The organism is Pseudomonas sp. Van50, from assembly GCF_055390755.1.
Genome location: NZ_AP024343.1, coordinates 1187455 through 1207537, shown reverse-complemented (window position 1 = coordinate 1207537; position 20083 = coordinate 1187455). Strand labels below are relative to the sequence as shown.

14 protein-coding genes, 1 pseudogene and 1 riboswitch are annotated in these 20083 nt (G+C 62.6%); of the genes and pseudogenes, 7 read left to right on the top strand and 8 right to left on the bottom strand.

Features of this window, described 5'->3' with window-relative positions; all coding sequences use genetic code 11:
* Nucleotides 1-12: 12 nt before the first annotated feature.
* The 4 genes from ACZ5M5_RS05130 to ACZ5M5_RS05115 all read right to left on the bottom strand — a co-directional run bounded on the left by ACZ5M5_RS05130 (nt 13) and on the right by ACZ5M5_RS05115 (nt 8374).
* Nucleotides 13-2748, bottom strand: coding sequence for a winged helix-turn-helix domain-containing protein (locus tag ACZ5M5_RS05130; protein WP_103310462.1), 2736 nt, complete (start codon nt 2746-2748; stop codon nt 13-15).
* A 365-nt stretch (nt 2749-3113) separates the two neighbouring features.
* Nucleotides 3114-4478 (bottom strand): DUF1329 domain-containing protein, encoded by a 1365-nt coding sequence (locus ACZ5M5_RS05125; RefSeq protein WP_060739137.1) that lies wholly within the window; start codon nt 4476-4478, stop codon nt 3114-3116.
* A gap of 25 nt (nt 4479-4503) precedes the next feature.
* Nucleotides 4504-6360, bottom strand: a complete 1857-nt coding sequence (locus ACZ5M5_RS05120; RefSeq protein WP_192261486.1) for a DUF1302 domain-containing protein — start codon at nt 6358-6360, stop codon at nt 4504-4506.
* A 331-nt stretch (nt 6361-6691) separates the two neighbouring features.
* The gene (locus ACZ5M5_RS05115; RefSeq protein WP_192261485.1) at nt 6692-8374 is read right to left on the bottom strand and encodes a fatty acid--CoA ligase; all 1683 of its coding nucleotides are present in this window, start codon (nt 8372-8374) and stop codon (nt 6692-6694) included.
* A gap of 270 nt (nt 8375-8644) precedes the next feature.
* Here ACZ5M5_RS05115 and ACZ5M5_RS05110 point away from each other — a divergent pair, with 270 nt between their 5' ends.
* Together ACZ5M5_RS05110 and ACZ5M5_RS05105 are read left to right on the top strand one after the other, a co-directional pair.
* Entirely contained in the window at nt 8645-9559 is a 915-nt protein-coding gene (locus ACZ5M5_RS05110) for a glycosyltransferase family 2 protein (protein ID WP_060739140.1), read from the top strand.
* Nucleotides 9556-10173, top strand: coding sequence for a CatB-related O-acetyltransferase (locus ACZ5M5_RS05105; protein ID WP_207291179.1), 618 nt, complete (start codon nt 9556-9558; stop codon nt 10171-10173). Before ACZ5M5_RS05110 ends, ACZ5M5_RS05105 begins: the two co-directional genes overlap by 4 nt.
* A gap of 46 nt (nt 10174-10219) precedes the next feature.
* On the opposite strand, the gene ACZ5M5_RS05100 is transcribed toward ACZ5M5_RS05105, so the two are convergent.
* Nucleotides 10220-10849 (bottom strand): LysE family translocator, encoded by a 630-nt coding sequence (locus ACZ5M5_RS05100; RefSeq protein ID WP_060739142.1) that lies wholly within the window; start codon nt 10847-10849, stop codon nt 10220-10222.
* Between the two features lie 147 nt (nt 10850-10996).
* Between ACZ5M5_RS05100 and ACZ5M5_RS05095 the strand changes: the two genes are divergently transcribed.
* The 3 genes from ACZ5M5_RS05095 to ACZ5M5_RS05085 all read left to right on the top strand — a co-directional run bounded on the left by ACZ5M5_RS05095 (nt 10997) and on the right by ACZ5M5_RS05085 (nt 13852).
* Nucleotides 10997-11962 carry a 2-hydroxyacid dehydrogenase gene (locus ACZ5M5_RS05095; protein ID WP_464738721.1) on the top strand — a complete coding sequence of 322 codons (966 nt, stop codon included), beginning with the start codon at nt 10997-10999 and terminating at the stop codon, nt 11960-11962.
* A 45-nt stretch (nt 11963-12007) separates the two neighbouring features.
* On the top strand, nt 12008-13006 hold the full coding sequence (locus ACZ5M5_RS05090) for a class I SAM-dependent methyltransferase (RefSeq protein WP_060739144.1): 999 nt from the start codon (nt 12008-12010) through the stop codon (nt 13004-13006).
* Between the two features lie 49 nt (nt 13007-13055).
* A riboswitch (yybP-ykoY riboswitch) is annotated at nt 13056-13178 on the top strand.
* Nucleotides 13179-13267: 89 nt separating this feature from the next.
* The gene (locus ACZ5M5_RS05085) at nt 13268-13852 is read left to right on the top strand and encodes a TMEM165/GDT1 family protein (protein ID WP_060739145.1); all 585 of its coding nucleotides are present in this window, start codon (nt 13268-13270) and stop codon (nt 13850-13852) included.
* A gap of 142 nt (nt 13853-13994) precedes the next feature.
* On the opposite strand, the gene ACZ5M5_RS05080 is transcribed toward ACZ5M5_RS05085, so the two are convergent.
* The gene (locus ACZ5M5_RS05080) at nt 13995-14810 is read right to left on the bottom strand and encodes a M48 family metallopeptidase (protein WP_464738720.1); all 816 of its coding nucleotides are present in this window, start codon (nt 14808-14810) and stop codon (nt 13995-13997) included.
* A 218-nt stretch (nt 14811-15028) separates the two neighbouring features.
* Here ACZ5M5_RS05080 and ACZ5M5_RS05075 point away from each other — a divergent pair.
* Both ACZ5M5_RS05075 and ACZ5M5_RS05070 read left to right on the top strand, forming a co-directional pair.
* Nucleotides 15029-16309: pseudogene (locus ACZ5M5_RS05075) on the top strand (methyl-accepting chemotaxis protein); the annotation flags it as partial.
* 15 nt (nt 16310-16324) lie between these two features.
* Nucleotides 16325-17167 (top strand): methyl-accepting chemotaxis protein, encoded by an 843-nt coding sequence (locus ACZ5M5_RS05070; protein WP_371919229.1) that lies wholly within the window; start codon nt 16325-16327, stop codon nt 17165-17167.
* A gap of 454 nt (nt 17168-17621) precedes the next feature.
* On the opposite strand, the gene hisC is transcribed toward ACZ5M5_RS05070, so the two are convergent.
* Together hisC and hisD are read right to left on the bottom strand one after the other, a co-directional pair.
* On the bottom strand, nt 17622-18674 hold the full coding sequence (gene hisC / locus ACZ5M5_RS05065) for a histidinol-phosphate transaminase (RefSeq protein WP_060739148.1): 1053 nt from the start codon (nt 18672-18674) through the stop codon (nt 17622-17624).
* 1 nt (nt 18675) lies between these two features.
* Entirely contained in the window at nt 18676-20013 is a 1338-nt protein-coding gene (hisD, locus tag ACZ5M5_RS05060; RefSeq protein WP_060739149.1) for a histidinol dehydrogenase, read from the bottom strand.
* Nucleotides 20014-20083 lie beyond the last annotated feature (70 nt).

The following is a 20083-nucleotide window of genomic DNA, read 5'->3' as shown; positions in this document are numbered from 1 at the left end:
CCAAAACCTTGCTCAGCCCAACAACCCCAACGCCTTTGCCCGCGCCACCGCCTGGGTGCGGCGCTCGACGCCGAGCTTGCTGTTGATGTGGCTGGCGTGGGTCTTGACGGTGTGCAGCGAGATGAACAATTGCTCGCTGATCTCCTGGTTCGAACAACCTTGGGCAATCAGTTGCAACACCGCCCGCTCGCGACTGCTGAGGGTTTCGACAGGTGCCGCCGGGTCGACAGGCTGGGCCACCGTCGAGGGCAGGCGTTCGAGCAGATGTTCGCGCAACGTGCTGGGCGGTGCATGCAGCAGTTGTTCGCGAAACCATTCACAGTGCTTGCCAAACAACCACTCGAAGGGCTGCAACACCCCGCCGCTGGCGGCTTCGAAAGCTTGGGCCAGGGTACGGCGTGCTTCGGGCTCACGGCCGACGCTCAACAGCAAGGCGACCTTCTGGTTGAGCGCCATCACGCTGAGCATTTGCCGGCCGGTTTGCTGGCCGTGTTCAAGCAGGGCATCGAGTCGCCCTTCGGCAAGCATCGGTTGACCCCGGATGGATTCCAGCACCGCCTGCTGCAATTCGACATGCAGCGGCAGTTGCGGGTGGAACTCCGGCGGCGCGGCGGCCCGTTCGCCCGTGTAGGTCTGGCCCAAGCGGGCCAGCCAGGCTTCGGCCAGGTCGGTACGCCCCTGGGCCAGCCAGAGCTCGCATTTGACCAGGGTAATCATCGCCAGGTAGTAGATCGGCGGAACGTCCCAGATGTGCATCAGGCGCTCGGCTTCAGCCAGTTCGGCAAAGGCCCGGGCGAACTCGCCACTGTAGCCTTCGATACGGGCGATCACGCAATGACCGATCAGCACGCTGATGTCGCGGCAGGCGCGGGCTTCGGTGAGGCCTGCCTGCAACCGCGCCAGGCCGACCTGGGGTTGCATGCGCAAGGTCAGCAGGAACCCCTCGTACATGATCAACCGCGCCCGCACCGCATAAAGCCGCTGGGGCGATAATTTATGCAAACGTTGCAAACCCTGGTGCACTTCGTCCAGCGCCCGCAGGATTTCCCCCCGTGCCTGCAAGACCCGGGCACGGTCGTAATGGGCCAGGGCCTCGAACAATGGGTTGCCAACCCGCTGCGCCAGCTCCAGGGAATCGCGGTTCAGGTTCCGGGCGCGCCACAGGTCGCCGTCGGCAATCGCCAGGTTCGACAAGGTGGACAGGCACATCAGCCGCTGGCCGTAGCGTTTTTGCGGCAGGCTCTCCAGGGCTTCGCTGCAATAACGCAGGGTGGCCTCGCGATCACCGCGGCCACGGGCGACGATGCCGCTCAGGGCCAGCCATTGGGCGAGCATGGACTTTTGCGCGGTGGCGGAAGGGGCCGGCAGGAAACGACTCAAGTGCGCGGCCAGCTCTTCGGCGGCGTCCAATTGGCAGGCCAGGCCCAATGCCCAACTGTAGAGCACGATCAGCCGCGGCGTGCTGATGAGCAGGCTGTCGGGCAAATCCATTTTCCAGCGCAGCAACATGCCGACGTTCTGCTCGGCCAGCAGTTGCTCCTCCGAAAGGTTCTGCACCAGGTTCGCCGCCACATCCAGGTGCCCGGCCCGCAGCGCCTGTTCCACGGCTTCGTCGATCAGGCCCTGGGCGTTGAACCAGCGACAGGCCCGCAGATGCAGGGTCGCGGCCGGGACCATGGCCGGCGCGCTGGGGCGACTGCGCAGCAGGTCGGAAAACAAGTGGTGATAACGGTACCAATGGCCGTGCTCGTCCAGCGGCACCAGGAAGACCTGGTGGGCCGCCAGGTAACGCAGGATTTCGCCACTGTCATGGGCTTCGCGCACGGCATCGCACAGCGCGCTGCAAAAACGCTCCTGAGGGGCCGTGTCGTAGAGGAACGCCTGCACCTCGGCGGGCAGGCAATCGATGACTTCTTCGAGCAGGTAATCGCGGATCAACCCCTCCCCACCGTGCAAGGCCTGGGGCAGCAGGCCTTCGCTGCCGGCCTCGGAGGCGGCCAGCAACCAGAACCGCAGCCCGGCCACCCAGCCTTCACTGCGCTGGATGAGGTTTTCCAGCGCCTCGCCGCGCAACGAGCTGCTGTGATGCTGGAGCAGGGTCAAGGCTTCGTCATGGGTCAGGCGCAGGTCTTGCTCGTTGAGTTCGAGCAATTGTCGCGACAGGCGCAGGCGCGCCAGGTGCCAGTCCGGGCGCTGGCGACTGGTGACGAGTACCAGCAAACCGTCAGGCAGGTGATTGAGGAAAAATTGCAGGCAGCGATCCAGCACCGGGCTTTGGGCCAGGTGGTAATCGTCGAGGACCAGCAACAAGGGATTGCGGGGCGATAAGTGCGCGGACAATTCGTCCAGCAAGCCATCGAGCCATTCTTCGAAGGCAAAGGGCTGATGGCGCTGGCGCATTTTCAGCAGCCCCAGCGCCCGGCCGCCCAGTTGCGGGAAAAATGCCTGGAGCCCGTCGAGCAAGCGTTCCAGGAAACGCCCCGGATCGTTGTCCCGGGCACTGAGCCCCAGCCAGAGGCTTTGCCAATGGGCCGGCAGGCTCTGGCAGAACTCCACCGCCAGGGAGCTTTTACCGAACCCCGCCGGGGCACTGACCAACAGCAACCGCCCGCCGAGCCCGGCGCTCAAACGTTCGCACAACCGCGGCCGCGCGACATGGCCGTCGGGCAAGGGCGGGCGGTAGAAACGCCCGTCCTGTACCGCGATGGCTGCGCGGGCAGAATCCGGAAGTGAAGACAAATCAGTCATGGCCGGCTCTTGTAGGAATGCGGGTGGCGGCGTTGCAGATGTCCGCAGACTAGCGGTAAACGAGAAGGTATTGAAGGGAGTGCTACAAATGGCTACAAAAAGACTACAAGCCGACCGACTTGAAAAAACTCAGGCAGCCAACGCTCTTGTGGCGAGGGAGCTTGCTCCCGCTGGGTTGCGAAGCAACCCGCAAGGCAGCGACTGCGTTGTACCTGACACAATGAGTCGGCTGGTTTGGGGCTGCTGCGCAGCCCAGCGGGAGCAAGCTCCCTCGCCACAGGGTTTTGTGTTGACTGATCGAACAAAAAAAACGCCCCGAACCAGTCGGGGCGTTGTTTCGAGGATGCGGCCTCGGGTGCAGCGGTTTAGCGGATGCCGTCCTGACGCAGCGCGTTCGGGGTAAAGTCGGCGGTGGTGGCGGTGAAGCCGAAGTCGTAGGCCGATTTCTCTTCGTTCTTCATGCCCAGCGCCAGGTAACGGCCGGACTGCAGGTCGTAGAGGGTTTCCAGGGCGTACCACGGCACTTGCTTGTCGTAGTAGTTCTCGGCATGGGCCTCGGCCACGCGCCACAGTTGGCCACGACCGTCGTAGTGGTCGATCACCGCGGCTTGCCAGGTGTCTTCATCGATGTAGAAGTCACGCTTGGCGTAGATGTGGCGCTGGCCTTCCTTCAGGGTCGCGGTCACATGCCAGACGCGACGCAGCTCGTAGCGGGTCAGGTCCTGGTTGATGTGGCCGGCCTTGATGATGTCGGCGTACTTGAGTTGCGGCGAATCGATCCGGTAGCTGTTGGCGGCGATGTACAGCTCTTTCTTGCCTTCCAGTTTCCAGTCGTAGCGGTCCGGTGCGCCGTTGTACATGTCCAGGTTGTCGGAGGTACGCAGGCCGTCGGCGGCAGTACCCGGGCCGTCATAGGACACTTGCGGGGCACGGCGCACACGGCGCTGGCCAGCGTTGTAGACCCACGCCGAACGCGGCTCCTTCACTTGGTCGAGGGTCTCGTGCACCAGCAGCACGCCACCGGCCAGGCGCGCCGGCGCGGTCACTTGTTGCTTGAAGTAGAACAGGATGTTGCCAGGGTTGGCCGGATCGAAATCCTTCATCTTGTCGCGGAACACGAACTGGTCGCGGAAGTACACCAGGCTGTACGAACCGTTGGGCTGCGGGGTGGCCTGGGTGACCAGGCGCGTCACGCTGCCGCCGCGATAGCGGGTAATGTGGTTCCAGATGACTTCGACACCGCTCTGGGGAATCGGGAACGGCACGGCCGTCTCGAAGTTCTCCAGGCCGTTGCCGCCGGAGACCAGCTTGGTGTTGACCGCATTCTTCTTGATGGAGGCGAACACCTCGTCCGGCACGGTGGCGCCGCGATGGGTCGGGTAGACCGGCATCTTGAAGGTTTCCGGGTAGCGCTTGAACATCGCGTACTGGCCCGGGGCGAGCTTGGCCTTGTATTGCTCGACGTTCTGCGCAGTGATGGTGAACAGCGGTTTTTCAGTCGGGAACGGGTCGGCCAGGAAGCCCTTGCTGTCCACGGCACCGGCGTTCTTGGCCATGGGTTTCCAGGCCGAGATCGAGCCATCGGCATTGCCGGCCATCTCGGCGCCCATCGGCGTCAGGCTCTTGCCCAGCTTGTCGGCCTCGGCCGCGGGTACTGCCGCCATGACGCTGGCGGCCAGCAGGGACAGCCCCAAGACACCGGCCTGCAACAGATTCTTTGTTACTTTCATAGTGTGTCGTCCTGAAATACGGTGCTTAGAAGGTCACGCCGACGCTGAGCGCCAGGAAGTCACGATCGTCCACAGTGCTGAAGTCGCCACCAAAGAAGTTGGTGTAGGCCAGGCTGGCGTTGTAGGTGTTCTGGTACTCGGCATCCAGCCCGAGGCTGACGGCTTTGCGGCCTTCTTCGAAGTTGCCGCCAGGGCCTGGCGAGTAGCCTTTGACGTCATGGGACCAGGCCACGTTGGGCTTGAGGTTCACGCCAGCGAACACGTCCGGGTATTCCCAGATGGCGCGAGCACGGTAGCCCCAGGACGTGGAGGTGGTGAAGCCGTCGTTGTTGCAGTTGCTGTTCACGTCGTTGATGGTCTGGCCGCCGCCCGTCGCAGTAGACGTATTGAGCGAGTTACAGAAACCGTTGGGCAGTTCGCCCGGACCGAACACCGGATCACGGCCATAGCGAGCGTCGGATTTGCTTTCCAGGCCGCCGACATGGGTCACCCCGATTTCACCCACCAGGGTCAGGCGGCTGGCGCCCATGACTTGATCGAGGAAGTGCGTGAATGTGGTCTGGAACTGAGTGATCTCTTTACGGCGATAGCCATGCAGGTCTTGGCCCGGCGTGCCCTGGAGCACCGATGCATCACCAAATCCGGGAAGTGGCGTCACACCGGCGAAGAGGATATCAGTGGTGCTCAGTTGCACAGGTGCATTCGGGCGGTAGCTGATCTCACCGCTCCATGCCGTGCCGGTAGGCAGTGTCGTGGAGAAACTCAGGCCATAGAGACGGATATCTTCCGGGTATTCGACGAAGTAGTTGGAGTTACCCGCCACGATCAGAGGACGCAGTGCCGCGATTGGCCCCGCGGTGTAGAACTGCTGCGCAGCCCCTTGGGCACTGAAAATCGGCGCACGGCTGTGGTAGTTCATGAAGTAGGCACCGAACTCGGTGTCCAGTGGTTCGAACATGTACTTCAACGATGCGCCCCACTGGCCGCTGTCGCGGGCATCGCGGTCCGGGCCACGGCGTACCAGCACGCCTTCTTCGTTGATATCGACACCCTGGCCTTCCAATATTGGAAGAATGACGCCCGGCAGCGGAATGGTCGAACGCTTGTTCAGCACCCGCAGGTTATCGGTGCAACCGTCGGCAATCACATCCGGCTGGGAGAAGAACGTACCGCAGTTATCCACCACGGTCTGGTCCCATTCAATCTGGTAGAACGCCTCGGCCGACAGGTTGTCGGTCAGGCTCTGGGACACGTAGAACATGTTGACCGGGATCAGGCCTTCCTTGATCTCGGCGCCAGGACGACGGAACGCGGACACGTCGACCGGGTTGATGGAGTTGATGCCGCCCTGGATGAACGTGCTTTCACCCCAGCTGACCACCTGCTTGCCCAGGCGCACAGAGCCTGGCTGATCGGCAATGGCATAGTTGTGGTAGACGAACGCATCGAGGATCTGCCCGCCGGAGGACTTGGCGCCTTCCTTGCGGTTGCTGTCGCTGATGTCCTTGTACAGGCGGTGTTCGTCCTTGAGTTCGAAGTCGTACCAGTACTTGCCACGCACGAACACGCCGGTATCGCCGTATTTCAGTTCCAGGTCATGGATGCCCTTGAAGATCTTCGAGAAGGTTTCCCCTCGCTTGAAGTTCAAGTGGCCGTCATCGGAGGTCTGCGACAAGCCCTTGCCGCCATTGTTGACGCCGATCAGGTCCTTGTTGGCGTTGGCCGTGGACCAGCTCGCGCCGACCGACAGGGACGAGTCGAACTGGCCTTCGATTTCACCGATGTTGAAACTGACGCCGAATGCTGGCCCGGCGAGCGAAGAGGCGAGACTGACCGCCAGAGGCAGTTTTGCCCGGCGCCAGAACGTGGTTGCTGAGGTCATCGACGCTACTCCATGTGCATTATTGTTATGGCAATGGACATTTCAAAAACACCTCGGCGGCAGGGAGCGGCAGCGTCCCGATATCCGTCGAAGTCGCATCGCCCTTTCGTGCGTGCGCCCCGTTCTTGAGAATCCGTGAGCGGACTATAGCCAGCAGGTAGTACGGCTTGATCCCTCTAAAGTGTGATTTGCAGCCCGCGACCACTCTGGAACAGTCCTTTCGCCAGTCCGACAGATGTCGGCACGGCAAGGATGGCTGAAATTTGCGGTTTGACAAGGCAAGCGCTTGCTTGGTGGGGCTGCCGTGCCCTTTCGGGCACGGCAAAAAGACCTAAAGCGTGGACAGGAAGGTGCTGTTGTTGCTCTGCCATTCGGTGATGTCGACGCGGATACGCTTCTTGTCGAGCTTGCCGACGCTGGTCTTGGGAATTTCCGTAACAAGGGCGATCTGGCTCGGGATCGCCCACTTGCTCAAGTGCCCCAGCTCGACGAACGGCTTGAGGTGTTCCTTGAGTTCGCGAGCCCCGATCTCATGCCCTTCCCGAACCACCAGCAAGGCAAACGGCCGCTCGCCCCACTGCGGATCGGGAATGCCGACCACTGCTACTTCGCGTACCGCCACATGACGGCTGATGAGGTCTTCCAGGTCCAGGGAGGAGATCCATTCGCCACCGGTCTTGATCACGTCCTTGATACGGTCGCGGATGTCGATGAAGCCCATGTTGTCCAGCGTGGCGACGTCACCGGTGTGCAGCCAGCCGCCGGCCCAGAGCTCGGCGCCCTTCTGCGGCTCGTTGAAATAGCCCTCGGTGAGCCACGGCGCGCGCAGCACCAGTTCGCCCTGGGTCTCGCCGTCGGCGGGCAGGAACCGTCCCTCGGTGTCGACGATCGCCGCCTCCACCAGCGGCCCCGGCACGCCGGCCTTGATCCGGTAGGTGGTGCGCTCGTCCTCGCTGCCGGCCATCAATTCGTCGTTGAGGTGGGCGCAGGACACCAGCGGGCCAGTTTCCGACATGCCGTAGGCGGCGGTGAGCTGGATGCCCCGCGCCTTCGCCGCTTCGTACAGGCTGCGATTCAGCGCGCTGCCGCCGATGACGATCTTCCAGCCGCCGAAGTCGGTGTCCTGGGCGCCCTTGGCATTGAGGACCATTTGCAGGATGGTTGGCACGCAATGGGAAAAGGTGACATTTTCCTTGCGCCACAGCTGGACCAGGAATTCGGGGTCGTAGCGACCCGGGTAGACCTGCTTGAGCCCGAGCATGGTCGCCACGTAGGGCAGGCCCCAGGCGTGGACATGAAACATCGGCGTGATCGGCATGTACACGTCGTTGGTGCCCAGCAGCCGCACGCTGTCGATGGCCCCCATGATGGTTGCCACGCCCATGGTGTGCAGCACCAGTTGCCGATGGGTGAAGTACACGCCCTTGGGGTTGCCCGTGGTGCCGGTGGTGTAGAACGTGGTGGCGACGGAGTTTTCGTCGAAATCCTGGAAGTCGTAGGTGGGCGCCGCGGCGGCCAGCAATTGCTCGTATTCACCCACCAGGTTCGGCAGGTCGGCGGTTTTTTCCGGCAGGTCGGTCAGCAGCAGGGTCTTGTCCACCGTGGTCAGGTGCCCGGCTATCGCCTGGTAAAGGCCGACGAACTCGCTGTTGACCAGCACGAAGCGGTCCTCGGCGTGGTTCATGGTGTAGACGATCTGCTCCGGTGATAGGCGCACGTTGATGGTGTGGATCACCGCGCCGATCATCGGGATCGCGAACATGCATTCCAGGTAGCGATGGCTGTCCCAGTCCATCACCGCCACGGTATCGCCGGCCTTGACCCCCGCCTCGGTCAACACGTTGGCCAGGCGCGCGACCCGTTCGATCAGCGTCGGATAGCTGTAGCGCAACTGGTCACGGTAGACGATCTCGCGGGTTTTCTCGTAACGCGTGCCGGACATCAGCAGCCGCTTGATCAGCAGCGGGTATTGATAGGCGCCTTCGGCTGGAGGAATAACGCGAGTCTGCAACATAAGAATCCCTTTTCTGACTGCACGGTCTTGGCTGGAAGCAAGCACTCTAGAGCGCTTATACACGGATCAAATCAGCCAAAGGAATGATTTGATCCGCGCGCAAATACTAGCCCAGAGCCATCTCACCCCCAGGTTTCGCAAGCATTGCGCAACCAAACCTTGTCAGATCGGGATCCAACAGCGAGCATAGGTGTCACGCTTGTTACAAAAGCCTGTGGGGAAAATGCCCTGGCAGGTCTCCAGCATGCCACCACTTTTTGACAGAAAATAATGAACACCGAACTGACCTCTTCCCAGGCCACCGCGCCTCAAGGTGCGCCGCTTGTGTCGATCGTGGCTCCTTGCTACAACGCCGGGAAGTACCTGGAAGAAGCGATCCACAGCCTCTTTGCCCAGGATTACCGGAACATCGAGGTCATCGTGGTCGACGACGGCTCCACCGACGACAGCCTCGCCATGCTCCGGCAGTTGCAGCAGACCTACGATTTCCAGCTCTACTCCCAGGAGAACCAGGGGGTGAGCGCGGCACTCAACCACGGGCTGCAGTATGCCAAGGGCACGTATGTCGCCACCCCGGACCTTGACGATGTGATGTTGCCCCATTCGATCGGGGTCCGTGCCCAATACCTGGACGAGCACCCGCAGGTGGGCTGTGTCGGCGCGCTGATCATCTACATGGACAGCGAGGGCCGGACCATCAAGGAGCAACAACGCGACCACATCCAGGTGCATACCTTCGATGACCTGCTGCGTAACGCCGCGGTCATCGGCGCGCCCACGGCCCTGTATCGCATGAGTGCCCTGCGGGACGCCGGTTTTTATGATCCGCAGCTAAGGGTCCAGGATTTCCAGATCACCCTGCGGATCGCCCGCCAGGGTTACGAAATCCATGAGTTGCCGATCTGCGTCACGCGCTATCGGCGCCACCCCAATAACCTCTCGAGAAAGTACCGCTTGATGCTCAAGACGGACCTGCAGGCCATCGAGCCCTATCGGGATCACCCCGCCTACCCGTCGGCCCGTACGGTGCTGGTGCACAAAGCGCTGAAGTACGCCGTGGTCGAAGACCGGAAAGAAGCCTGGCAACTGTTGCGCAGCATCCCCTGGCGCCATTGGAACAAAACCAGTTTCAAACGCCTCAAGCGGCTGGCCTTGCGACTGCCGATGACAAGGTCCCAACCATGAAGTTCTTGCAGAAACTCAAGGAGCGAAAGGAGCGAAAGCACCTCAAGCGCCTGGAAAAACTCGAACGCTCACCGGAAAAAATCCGTCTGCGCTATCCGAGGTACCAGGTCGGGGTGGGCACGTATGGCATTCCCGAGGTGATGGAGTTCGGCGACGACACGGTCCTCAAGGTCGGTTCCTATACGTCGATCGCCGAAGGGGTGAAGATCCTGCTGGGCGGTGGGCATCGCACCGACTGGGTCAGCACGTTTCCATTCCCGCGCATGATCGATGAAGCCCGGGACATTCCCGGCAGTAACCCGACCAAGGGCGACGTGGTGGTTGGCAGCGACTGCTGGATCTGCGCTGACGCGATGATCCTGTCGGGCGTGACCATCGGCCATGGCGCCGTGGTCGCCGCCGGCGCGGTGGTGACACGCGATGTCGAGCCTTACGCCATGGTGGGCGGCAACCCGTGCCGGTTCATTCGCTGGCGCTTCGAGGAGCCGGTGCGTCAGGCCCTGCTGGAGTCGGCCTGGTGGGAATGGCCGATGGAAGAGGTCAAGGCGGTGTCCCCCCTGCTGTGCAGTGACAACATCGACGCTTTTCTGGATTACGCCCGCCAACGGCATTGATCGCCCCACACCCGCATGGAAGCGATCAGAGGAAAGATCAGAGCGGTCAGTGCGCCTCGGTAAACGCCAGCTTCACCCCGATGGCGACGAGCACCGCGCCCATGGTCCGGTCGAACCAATGACCCATGCGCGCGAAACCGGCGCGCACCCGTTGCTGGCTGAACAACAGCGCCACCAGGCAGAACCAGACGGCCGTCGCCACCGCCAGGTACACGCCGTAACCGGCCTGGATCGCCAACGGCGTATGCGGGTTGATCACCACGGTGAACAGCGACAGGAAAAACAGCGTCGCCTTGGGGTTCAAGCCATTGGTGACAAAGCCCGAAATGAATGCGCCACGGGCGGTCCGCTCACCGACTTCCTTGTGCAGGTTTTCCTCGGCCGGCTTGGCCGGTTGCGCCCGCAGTGCCTTGAAGCCGATGTACAGCAGGTACGCGGCAGCGGCCCACTTCAGCGCGTTGAACAGCACGATCGATTGCGACACGATCAGGCCGATGCCCAGCAACGAATAGCCCACGTGCAGGAAAATCGCCGTGCCGACGCCCAGCGCCGTCCAGGTTCCGGCGCGTCGGCCATGAGTCACACTTTCGCGCACCACCACGGCAAAATCCGGCCCGGGGCTGGCAACAGCCAGCAGGTGGATCAGGGCGACGGTGAGGAATTCGGTGAGGTACATGGAAGCTCCTTACGACAATCTTTTGTTGGATGAAGTCCCGTGTCGAGGGGGCTTGCTCCCTCGCCACGGTGTTCGGCGCCAGGGCCGCATTCATCTGATAGGCTCGCCACATTACGCCTTCGGTTCTTGACATAAAAGGTACAGCTGATGACGAACACCGCCCGCGCCGTTTTCCTCGACCACCCTTCCCTGGACCTCGGCGACCTGGACCTGAACCCGTTGCGCAGTTGCTTCGGCGAACTGCAACTGTTCGCCCGGACCACGCCGGACCAGGTCATCGAGCGGCTCAAGGGCGCCACTGTGGCAATCACCAACAAAATCGTGATCGATGCCCAGGCCATGGCGGCCAGCCCTGAACTGAAGCTGATCCTGATCAGTGCCACCGGTACCAACAATGTCGACCTGGCGGCCGCCCGTCACCACGGCATCACGGTGTGCAATTGCCAGGGCTACGGCACGCCGTCGGTGGCCCAGCACACCCTCATGCTGTTGCTGAACCTGGCGACGCGCCTGGCCGATTATCAAAAAGCGGTGGGGGAAGGTCGCTGGCAGCGGGCTTCGCAGTTCTGCCTGCTGGACTATCCGATTGTCGAGCTGGAAGGCAAGACCCTGGGCCTGCTCGGCCATGGCGAGTTGGGCAGCGCCGTCGGGCGGCTGGCCGAAGCCTTTGGCATGCGCGTGCTGCTGGGGCAGATCCCTGGGCGCCCGACCCGTCCCGACCGCTTGCCACTGGAGCAATTGTTACCGCAAGTCGATGCCCTGACCCTGCACTGCCCGCTCAACGAGCACACCCGGAACTTCATCGGCGCCCGCGAACTGGCGCTGCTCAAGCCCGGCGCATTCGTGGTCAATACCGCCCGTGGTGGGTTGATCGACGAACAGGCCCTGGCCGAAGCACTGCGCAGCGGTCACTTGGGAGGCGCCGCCACCGACGTGCTCAGCGTGGAGCCGCCGACCCAAGGCAACCCGCTGCTGGCCGGCGATATCCCACGGTTGATCGTCACCCCACACAACGCCTGGGGCAGCCGCGAAGCGCGGCAGCGGATCGTCGGCCAAATGAGCGAAAACGCCCAGGGCTTTTTCAGCGGTACAGCGCGGCGTGTCGTCAGTTGATAAACTGCCGCACTTTTTTTTACCCGCTTTATCAAGGAGCAGACCATGGATCCGCGCAGTGAAGTACTGCTTCGTCAGGCCGAGTTATTCCAGGGTTCGGTGTTGTTGGCCGGCCTGCCCGCCGACGATTTGCTCGGCCGTTTGCCAGAAGCCCATGGCTGGTGCTGGCATGCCGGCGATCAGGCGGCGCTGGATGCTCGTTTTCCTGAGCGCAGCCACTTTGGCGTGACCGTGCCCGAGCGCGCGTTCGACACCGCCGTGGTGTTCCTGCCCAAGGCCAAGGACCTGACCGACTACCTCCTCAATGCCGTGGCGGCGCGCCTGGCCGGGCGCGAGGTGTACCTGGTGGGGGAAAAACGCAGCGGCATCGAAGGCGCATCCAAGCAGCTCAACCCGTTCGGCAAGCCACGCAAGCTCGACAGCGCGCGGCACTGCCAACTGTGGCAGGTCACTGTCGCCAACGCGCCCGAGGCCAAGCCCCTGGAAAGCCTGGCCCAGACCTACGAACTGCCCCTGGCCGAAGGCCCGCTGAAGGTTATCAGCCTGCCGGGAGTGTTCAGCCACGGGCGCCTGGATCGCGGCAGTGCGCTGCTGTTGGAACACCTGGATAAACTGCCCAGCGGGCATTTGCTCGACTTCGGCTGCGGCGCCGGGGTGCTGGGGGCGGCGGTCAAGCGGCGCTATCCGCACAACACCGTCACCCTGTTGGACGTGGACGCTTTCGCAGCCGCCAGCAGTCGCCTGACCCTGGCCGCCAATGGCCTGGAAGCCGAAGTGCTGACCGGTGATGGCATCGACGCCGCACCGATGGGTTTGAGCGCGATCCTGAGCAACCCGCCGTTCCATGTCGGCGTGCACACCGATTACCACGCCACGGAAAACCTGCTGCGAAAAGCAGCCAAACATCTGAAAAACGGTGGCGAACTTCGGCTGGTTGCCAATAGCTTCCTCAAGTACCAGCCGCTGATCGAGGAGCATTTGGGCGTTTGCGCGATCAAGGCCGAAGGCCAAGGCTTTCGCATCTACCGGGCCAAGCGCGGTTGAAGTTTTTTAGGAAACAGTACTTGCTCAATCGGGTTTGCCTAGGCAGAATCCGCTCCGTCCTAGGGGAGTAGTCTCCCGCGAGCGCCATGCTCGCCCGGCATACGTCAACATACTTGGTCAGCAGACCATGGCGTATGCGGCCCAAGCGTCCACGCAGATGGTCGCTGGGTTTGACAAGACCTATGACACGCACACCTTACCCGGGGCGGGAAGGCTGTACGTGTCATAGCCGTGTCGACCCGCCCCTTTAGGAAATCCCTGATGCTGGACTCACTCCTCGTACCTACGGCGATCGTTGCGCTGGCCGAAATCGGCGACAAGACGCAATTGCTCGCGCTCATCCTGGCGGCTCGCTTTCGCAAACCCTGGCCGATCATCGCCGGCATCGTTGCCGCGACCCTGGCCAACCATGCGGCGGCCGGCGCGGTCGGCGCCTGGGTCAGCGGCTTTTTCTCCAACGCGGTCCTGCACTGGATATTGGCGGCCAGCTTCGCGGCCACGGCACTGTGGACCCTGGTCCCGGACAAACTGGACGATGAAGAAGCCAACACGGCCCGCCGGTTCGGCCCGTTCCTGACCACACTGATTGCGTTCTTCCTGGCGGAAATCGGCGACAAGACCCAGATCGCAACGGTGATGCTCGCCGCGCAATACCCGGAGCTGTGGCTGGTGATCATCGGCACCACCGTGGGCATGTTGATTGCCAACGTGCCGGTGGTCCTGGCGGGCAATTTCGCCGCCGAGAAGCTGCCCCTGACCCTGATCCGCCGCCTGGCCGCCTCGGCGTTCTTCGTCCTGGCGATCGTGGCGGTGTACAAGGCGATGCAGAGTAGTGGGTGGGTTTGATCAGGTTGATGCAGGCTCTTCTGGCGAGGGAGCTTGCTCCCGCTGGGTTGCGAAGCAGCCCTAAGCTTTTGCGGCCGCTACGCGACCGAGCGGGAGCAAGCTCCCTCGCCACAAAAAAACAGCTTTTACCACATGGCGATGCTTACTTCTTGGCCTGCTGATACAGCGGCATCACCTTCGGAATCGCCGCTTGCAACGAAGCGATACGACTGCTCGACGACGGGTGGGTGCTCATGAATTCCGGCGGCGCGCCTTCGGAAGCCTTGGCCATCTTGTTCCACAGGGTGATCGCCGCGTTCGGGTCGTAGCCGGCGCGGGCGGCCAGTTCGAGGCCGATCAGGTCGGCTTCGTTCTCGTTGCCACGGCTGTTGGGCAAGGTCATGCCGTAGTTGGCGACGGTGTCGGCCAAGGCCAGGCTGTCCTGGCCGAAGCCGAACAAGGCACCGGCGCCCTGCTTGGCCATCTCGATGCCATAGGCCTTGGACATCGCTTCGCGCCCGTGCTCGCGCAGGGCGTGGGCGATTTCGTGGCCCATGATCGCGGCGATTTCAGCGTCGGTCAGCTTCAACTGGTCGATCAGGCCGGTGTAGAACATGATCTTGCCGCCAGGACCGCAATTGGCGTTGAGTTCATCGCTCTTGATCAGGTTCACTTCCCAGTTCCACTGGGCCGAATCCGGGCGGAACACCGGCGCCTGGGCAATCAAGCGATCGGCAATGACCTGGATGCGCTTGGCATCGTTGCTGGTCTTGTCCAGCGCACCCTGGGCCTTGGCCTCACCCATCGTCTTTTGATAGGACTGGGCGTACATCTGGTTGACCTCGTCGGTCGACAGCATGCTGAACATGTACTGCTTGCGCTCCACACCCACGGCTCCGCCGCTGGTGGTGTTGACCGACTGGCAACCGGCGAGCAGCAGCGCCGCGCTCAGAGCACTCACCATCAATGTCTTGTTCATGTAAAAGAAGCTCCCTGGAAACGTGGGCGTATCCTAGGCCTTGATTTGTATCGGCGCCAGATACACAACGAGGGATTAGCGTTTTTTCGGACAGATCCCACCACATCCATTTGCGACACCCACGCAGCTATTAGAGTCACCCGACGAACAGCGCCTCATGCCGCGCCACAGAAACGCCGATAAAGAGCCCAGACGTCATTTCCGCGTCCGGAGCCTTTATGAAATTCAAATCGATCCAGTTTTCCGTGGCCGCCCTGGCCGGTGCCATCGTGCTCAGTGTGGTTGCCGCCCTTGTGCTGTACGCGTTGTTTGCTGGCGCCCGCACCCAGGAGATGGTGCAACAGCGCACCAAGGCGCAGTTCGAGCAACTCATCGAACAACGCCTCAGTGCCCTGGCGCGCACCCAGGCCAGCCTGATCCAACGGGAACTGGAAGCACCACTGCTGCTCGCCCGTGGCCTGGCCACCACGAACGCCTTGATGGGCATCAACGGCGCGGACGGCAACCCGCAACTGAAGGTGCCCCGTGAGCAAATGATCAGCCTGCTGCGGGAAACCGTGGTGCGCAACCCGAAGATCCTCGGCGCCTACATCGCCTGGGAGCCGAACGCCATCGACCACGACGACGCCAACTATGTGAACAGCCCGGTGGTGGGCATGGAAACCAGCGGGCGTTTCCTGCCGTGGTGGTTTCGCAACCAGGACGGCTCCCTGGGCCTGGAAAAACTCGCCGACGTGACCGACCAGAAACTGCTCTCCACCGGCATCCGCGCCAGTGAGTACTACCTGTGCTCCCAGGACAGCAAGAAAGCCTGCGTGATCGACCCGGCGCCCTATCGCGTCGGCAGCACGATGACCATGCTCGCCTCGTTCATCGAACCGATCATGATCGATGGCAAGTTCCAGGGCATCGTTGGCGCCGACCTGTCGGTGAACTTCATCCAGGACATGCTCGTGGCCGCCGATGGCAAGCTGTACGACGGCGCCGGGGAAATGGCCCTGCTCTCGAGCAACAACCGGCTGGTGGCCTTCACCAAGGACCCGAGCAAACTCGGGGAAAAAGCCAGCGACCTGCTGGATGCCAGCGAATTGGACAACCTGGCCAAGCTGGGCGTCGGCGAGGTGCGCTACGACATCGACGAAGAACACGGGCATATCGAGGTGTACATGCCGTTCGGCATCGGCGAGACCAACGCCCGCTGGACGTTGATGCTGCAGTTGCCGCTGAATGCGGTCATGGCCGACCTGCAAGCCTTGCAGCAAGACCTCGACCATCAGCGCCAAGCCGATATCTTCGGCATGGCGATGGTGGGCCTGGTGATTGCCGGCATCGGTCTGCTGGTGATCTGGCTGGTGGGCCATGGCATTGCCCGGCCACTCAAGCAAATGGTGGCGATGCTCGATGACATCGCCCAGGGCGAAGGCGACCTGACCCGTCGCCTGGTGAGCGACCGCGCCGATGAGCTAGGGGCGATCGCCAGGGGCTTCAACACTTTCCTGAGCAAGTTGCAGGGCATGATCACCCAAGTGGTGACCTCGGTGCAGAGCGTCAGCGATTCATCGGAGCACACGGCCGATATTGCGATCCGCACCAACCAGGGTGTGCACAAGCAAATGTCCGAGATCGATCAGGTCGCCACTGCGGTGCACGAAATGACCGCCACCGCCCAGGACGTGGCCCGCAACGCGACCCAGGCGGCCCAGGCCGCCAGTCATGCGGACCAGGCCGCCAGCCAGGGCATGCAGATCGTCCGGGACACCTCCACCTCCATTGGTGCCCTGGCCGTGGAAATCGGCAAGGCGGTGAGTGTGGTGCAGACCCTGGCCAAGGACAGCGAGAACATCAACGCGATCCTCACCGCCATCCGCGGGATCGCCGAACAGACCAACCTGCTGGCCCTCAACGCGGCCATCGAAGCGGCCCGGGCCGGTGAACAGGGCCGTGGTTTCGCGGTGGTCGCCGATGAAGTGCGCAACCTGGCGCAGAAGACGCAGCAGGCGACCGAAGAAATCCAGGCGATGATCCAGCAACTGCAGCAAGGCACCCGGGATGTGGTGCGGGTGATGGAAGACAGCCAGCACCGTACCGATGAAAGCGTGCAGCATGCGGCGAAAGCGGCCCAGGCCCTGGAAACGATCACCCAGGCCGTGTCGGTGATCAACGACATGAACACCCAGATCGCCAGCGCTGCCGAGGAACAAAGCGCCGTGGCCGACGACATCAACCGCAACGTGATCAACATCGGGCAAGTGGCGAACGAAGTGGCCAGCGGCGCCGACGAATCCAGCGCGGCCAGCGCCGGGCTGACCAAACTGGCGGAGCAGCAGCGGCGGTTGATCAATCAGTTCAGGGTCTGATCCGAAGGCCCCATCGCGAGCAAGCTCGCTCCCACAAGGGATTGGCGCTGGAACGCCGATATTGCGAACACCCCAAAACAACTGTGGGAGCGAGCTTGCTCGCGATAGCGTCAGTTCAGCCACCATGAAGCGGCTGACACTACGCCTTCGCGAGCAAGCCCGCTCCCACAAGGGATTGGCGCTGGAACGCCGACAGTGCGAACACCCCAAAACAACTGTGGGAGCGAGCCTGCTCGCGATAGCGTCAGTTCAGCCACCATGAAGTGACTGGCACTACGCCTTCGCGAGCAAGCCCGCTCCCACAAGGGATTGGCGCTGGAACGCCGATATTGCGAACACCCCAAACAACTGTGGGAGCGAGCTTGCTCGCGATGGCGCCAGTTCAGCCAACATTGAAGTGACTGACACTACGCCTTCGCGAGCAAGCCCGCTCCCACAGGGTCAATGCAGGGTTTCAGAGTTCGCCGAGGGCTTCGATCAGGGCCTGGTTCTGCTCCGGTGTGCCAATGCTGATCCGCAGGAACTGGGCAATCCGCTCCTGTTTGAAGTGCCGCACGATCACCCCCTGCTCCCGCAGTTTCGCCGCCAAGCCCGCCGCATCGTGCCGGGGGTGGCGGGCGAAGATGAAGTTGGCCGCCGAGGGCAGCACTTCAAAGCCCTTGGCTTCCAATTGGGTCACGACCCATTCACGGTGCTCGATGACTAACCGGCAGGTCCGGTCGAAATGCTCGCGATCATCGAACGCCGCCGCGCCGCCGACGTTCGCCAGGCGATCCAGCGGGTAGGAGTTGAAGCTGTTCTTGATCCGCTCCAACGCTTCGATCAGGTCCGGATGGCCCACCGCCAGGCCCACGCGCAGCCCCGCCAGCGAGCGGGACTTGGACAATGTCTGGGTCACCAGCAGGTTCGGATAACGATCCACCAGGCTGATGGCCGTCTCGCCGCCGAAGTCGATATAGGCCTCGTCGACCACCACCACCGAATCCGGGCTGGCCTTGAGGATCCGCTCGACCGCGTCCAGCGCCAGCAGGCAGCCGGTGGGCGCGTTCGGGTTGGGGAAAATGATCCCGCCGTTGGGCTTGGCATAGTCCGCCGGATCGATCCGGAATTGTTCATCCAGCGGCACGGCGTCGAACTGGATGCCGTACAACCCGCAATACACCGGATAGAAGCTGTAGCTGATGTCCGGGAACAACAGCGGCTGGTCATGTTGCAACAAGCCGTGAAAAATGTGCGCCAGCACTTCATCCGAGCCATTACCCAGGAACACCTGGTTGCTCTGCACGCCGTAGTAGCGGGCCACGGCGCCTTTGAGCAGGTCACTGTTGGGGTCCGGATACAGGCGCAGGTTGTCGTTCAGTTCGGTCTGCATCGCCGCCAGGGCCTTGGGCGATGGGCCGTAGGGGTTCTCGTTGGTGTTGAGCTTGACCAACCGGGTCAGCTTCGGTTGCTCGCCCGGCACGTAGGGCACCAGGTTCTTGACGAACGGGCTCCAGAATTTACTCATTTCAGTTCCCCTGCCCTTCAACGGATTGCTCATCAAGAATACGGTACTCGGCGCTGCGGGCGTGGGCGCTCAGCGATTCGCCACGGGCCAGCACCGAGGCGGTCTTGCCCAGTTCGGAAGCCCCCTGCTCGGAGCAGAAGATGATCGACGAACGCTTCTGGAAGTCATACACCCCCAGTGGCGACGAAAAGCGAGCGGTGCCGGAAGTCGGCAACACGTGGTTGGGCCCCGCGCAATAATCGCCCAGTGCCTCGCTGGTGTGGCGGCCCATGAAGATCGCGCCGGCGTGGCGGATCTGTGGCAGCCAGGCTTGCGGATCAGCAACGGACAATTCCAGGTGTTCCGGCGCGATGCGGTTGGCGACCTCGATGGCCTGCGCCATGTCATCGACCTTGATCAGCGCCCCACGGCCGTTGATCGAGGTGTTGATGATCTCGGCGCGGTCCATGGTCGGCAGCAGCTTGTCGATGCTGGCGGCGACCTTGTCGAGGAACTCGGCGTCCGGGCTGACCAGGATCGCCTGGGCGTCTTCGTCGTGCTCGGCCTGGGAAAACAGGTCCATGGCGATCCAGTCCGGATCGGTCTGGCCGTCGCACACCACGAGGATTTCCGAAGGGCCCGCGATCATGTCGATGCCGACCTGGCCAAACACGTGGCGCTTGGCGGTGGCGACATAGATATTGCCCGGCCCGACCACCTTGTCCACCCGTGGCACGCTTTCGGTGCCATAGGCCAGCGCAGCCACGGCCTGGGCGCCGCCGATGGTGAATACCCGGTCCACCCCGGCAATGCAGGCCGCGGCCAGCACCAGCTCGTTGATTTCACCCCGCGGGGTCGGGACGACCATGACCACTTCGGTCACGCCGGCGACCTTGGCCGGGATGGCGTTCATCAGCACCGAGGACGGATAGGATGCCTTGCCGCCCGGCACGTACAAGCCGGCGCGGTCCAGCGGCGTGACTTTCTGGCCCAGCACCGTGCCGTCGGCTTCGGTGTAGCTCCAGGAGTCCTGTTTCTGCCTTTCGTGATAATCACGCACCCGCGACGCGGCTTTTTCCAGGGCTTCGCGCTGGGGCACGGTGATCCGGGTCAGGGCCAGCTCCAGGCGCTCGCGCGGCAGGATCAGGTCGGCCATGGACGCCACTTGCAGGCCGTCGAATTTCTGGGTGAATTCCACCAGTGCCGCATCGCCACGCTCGCGCACCGCCTTGATGATGTCCAGCACCCGCTGATTGACCGAGTCGTCAGACACGCTTTCCCAGCTCAGCAGATGATCCAGATGATGTGCGAAATCCGGATCGGCAGCGTTGAGTCGGCGAATCGAAGTGGGAGCGGTCATAGCGAGGGCCTCATTAATGGCAAATGCTCAGGCGCCCTAAGCTACCAGTCCATTCGCGTGGGCACCTGAG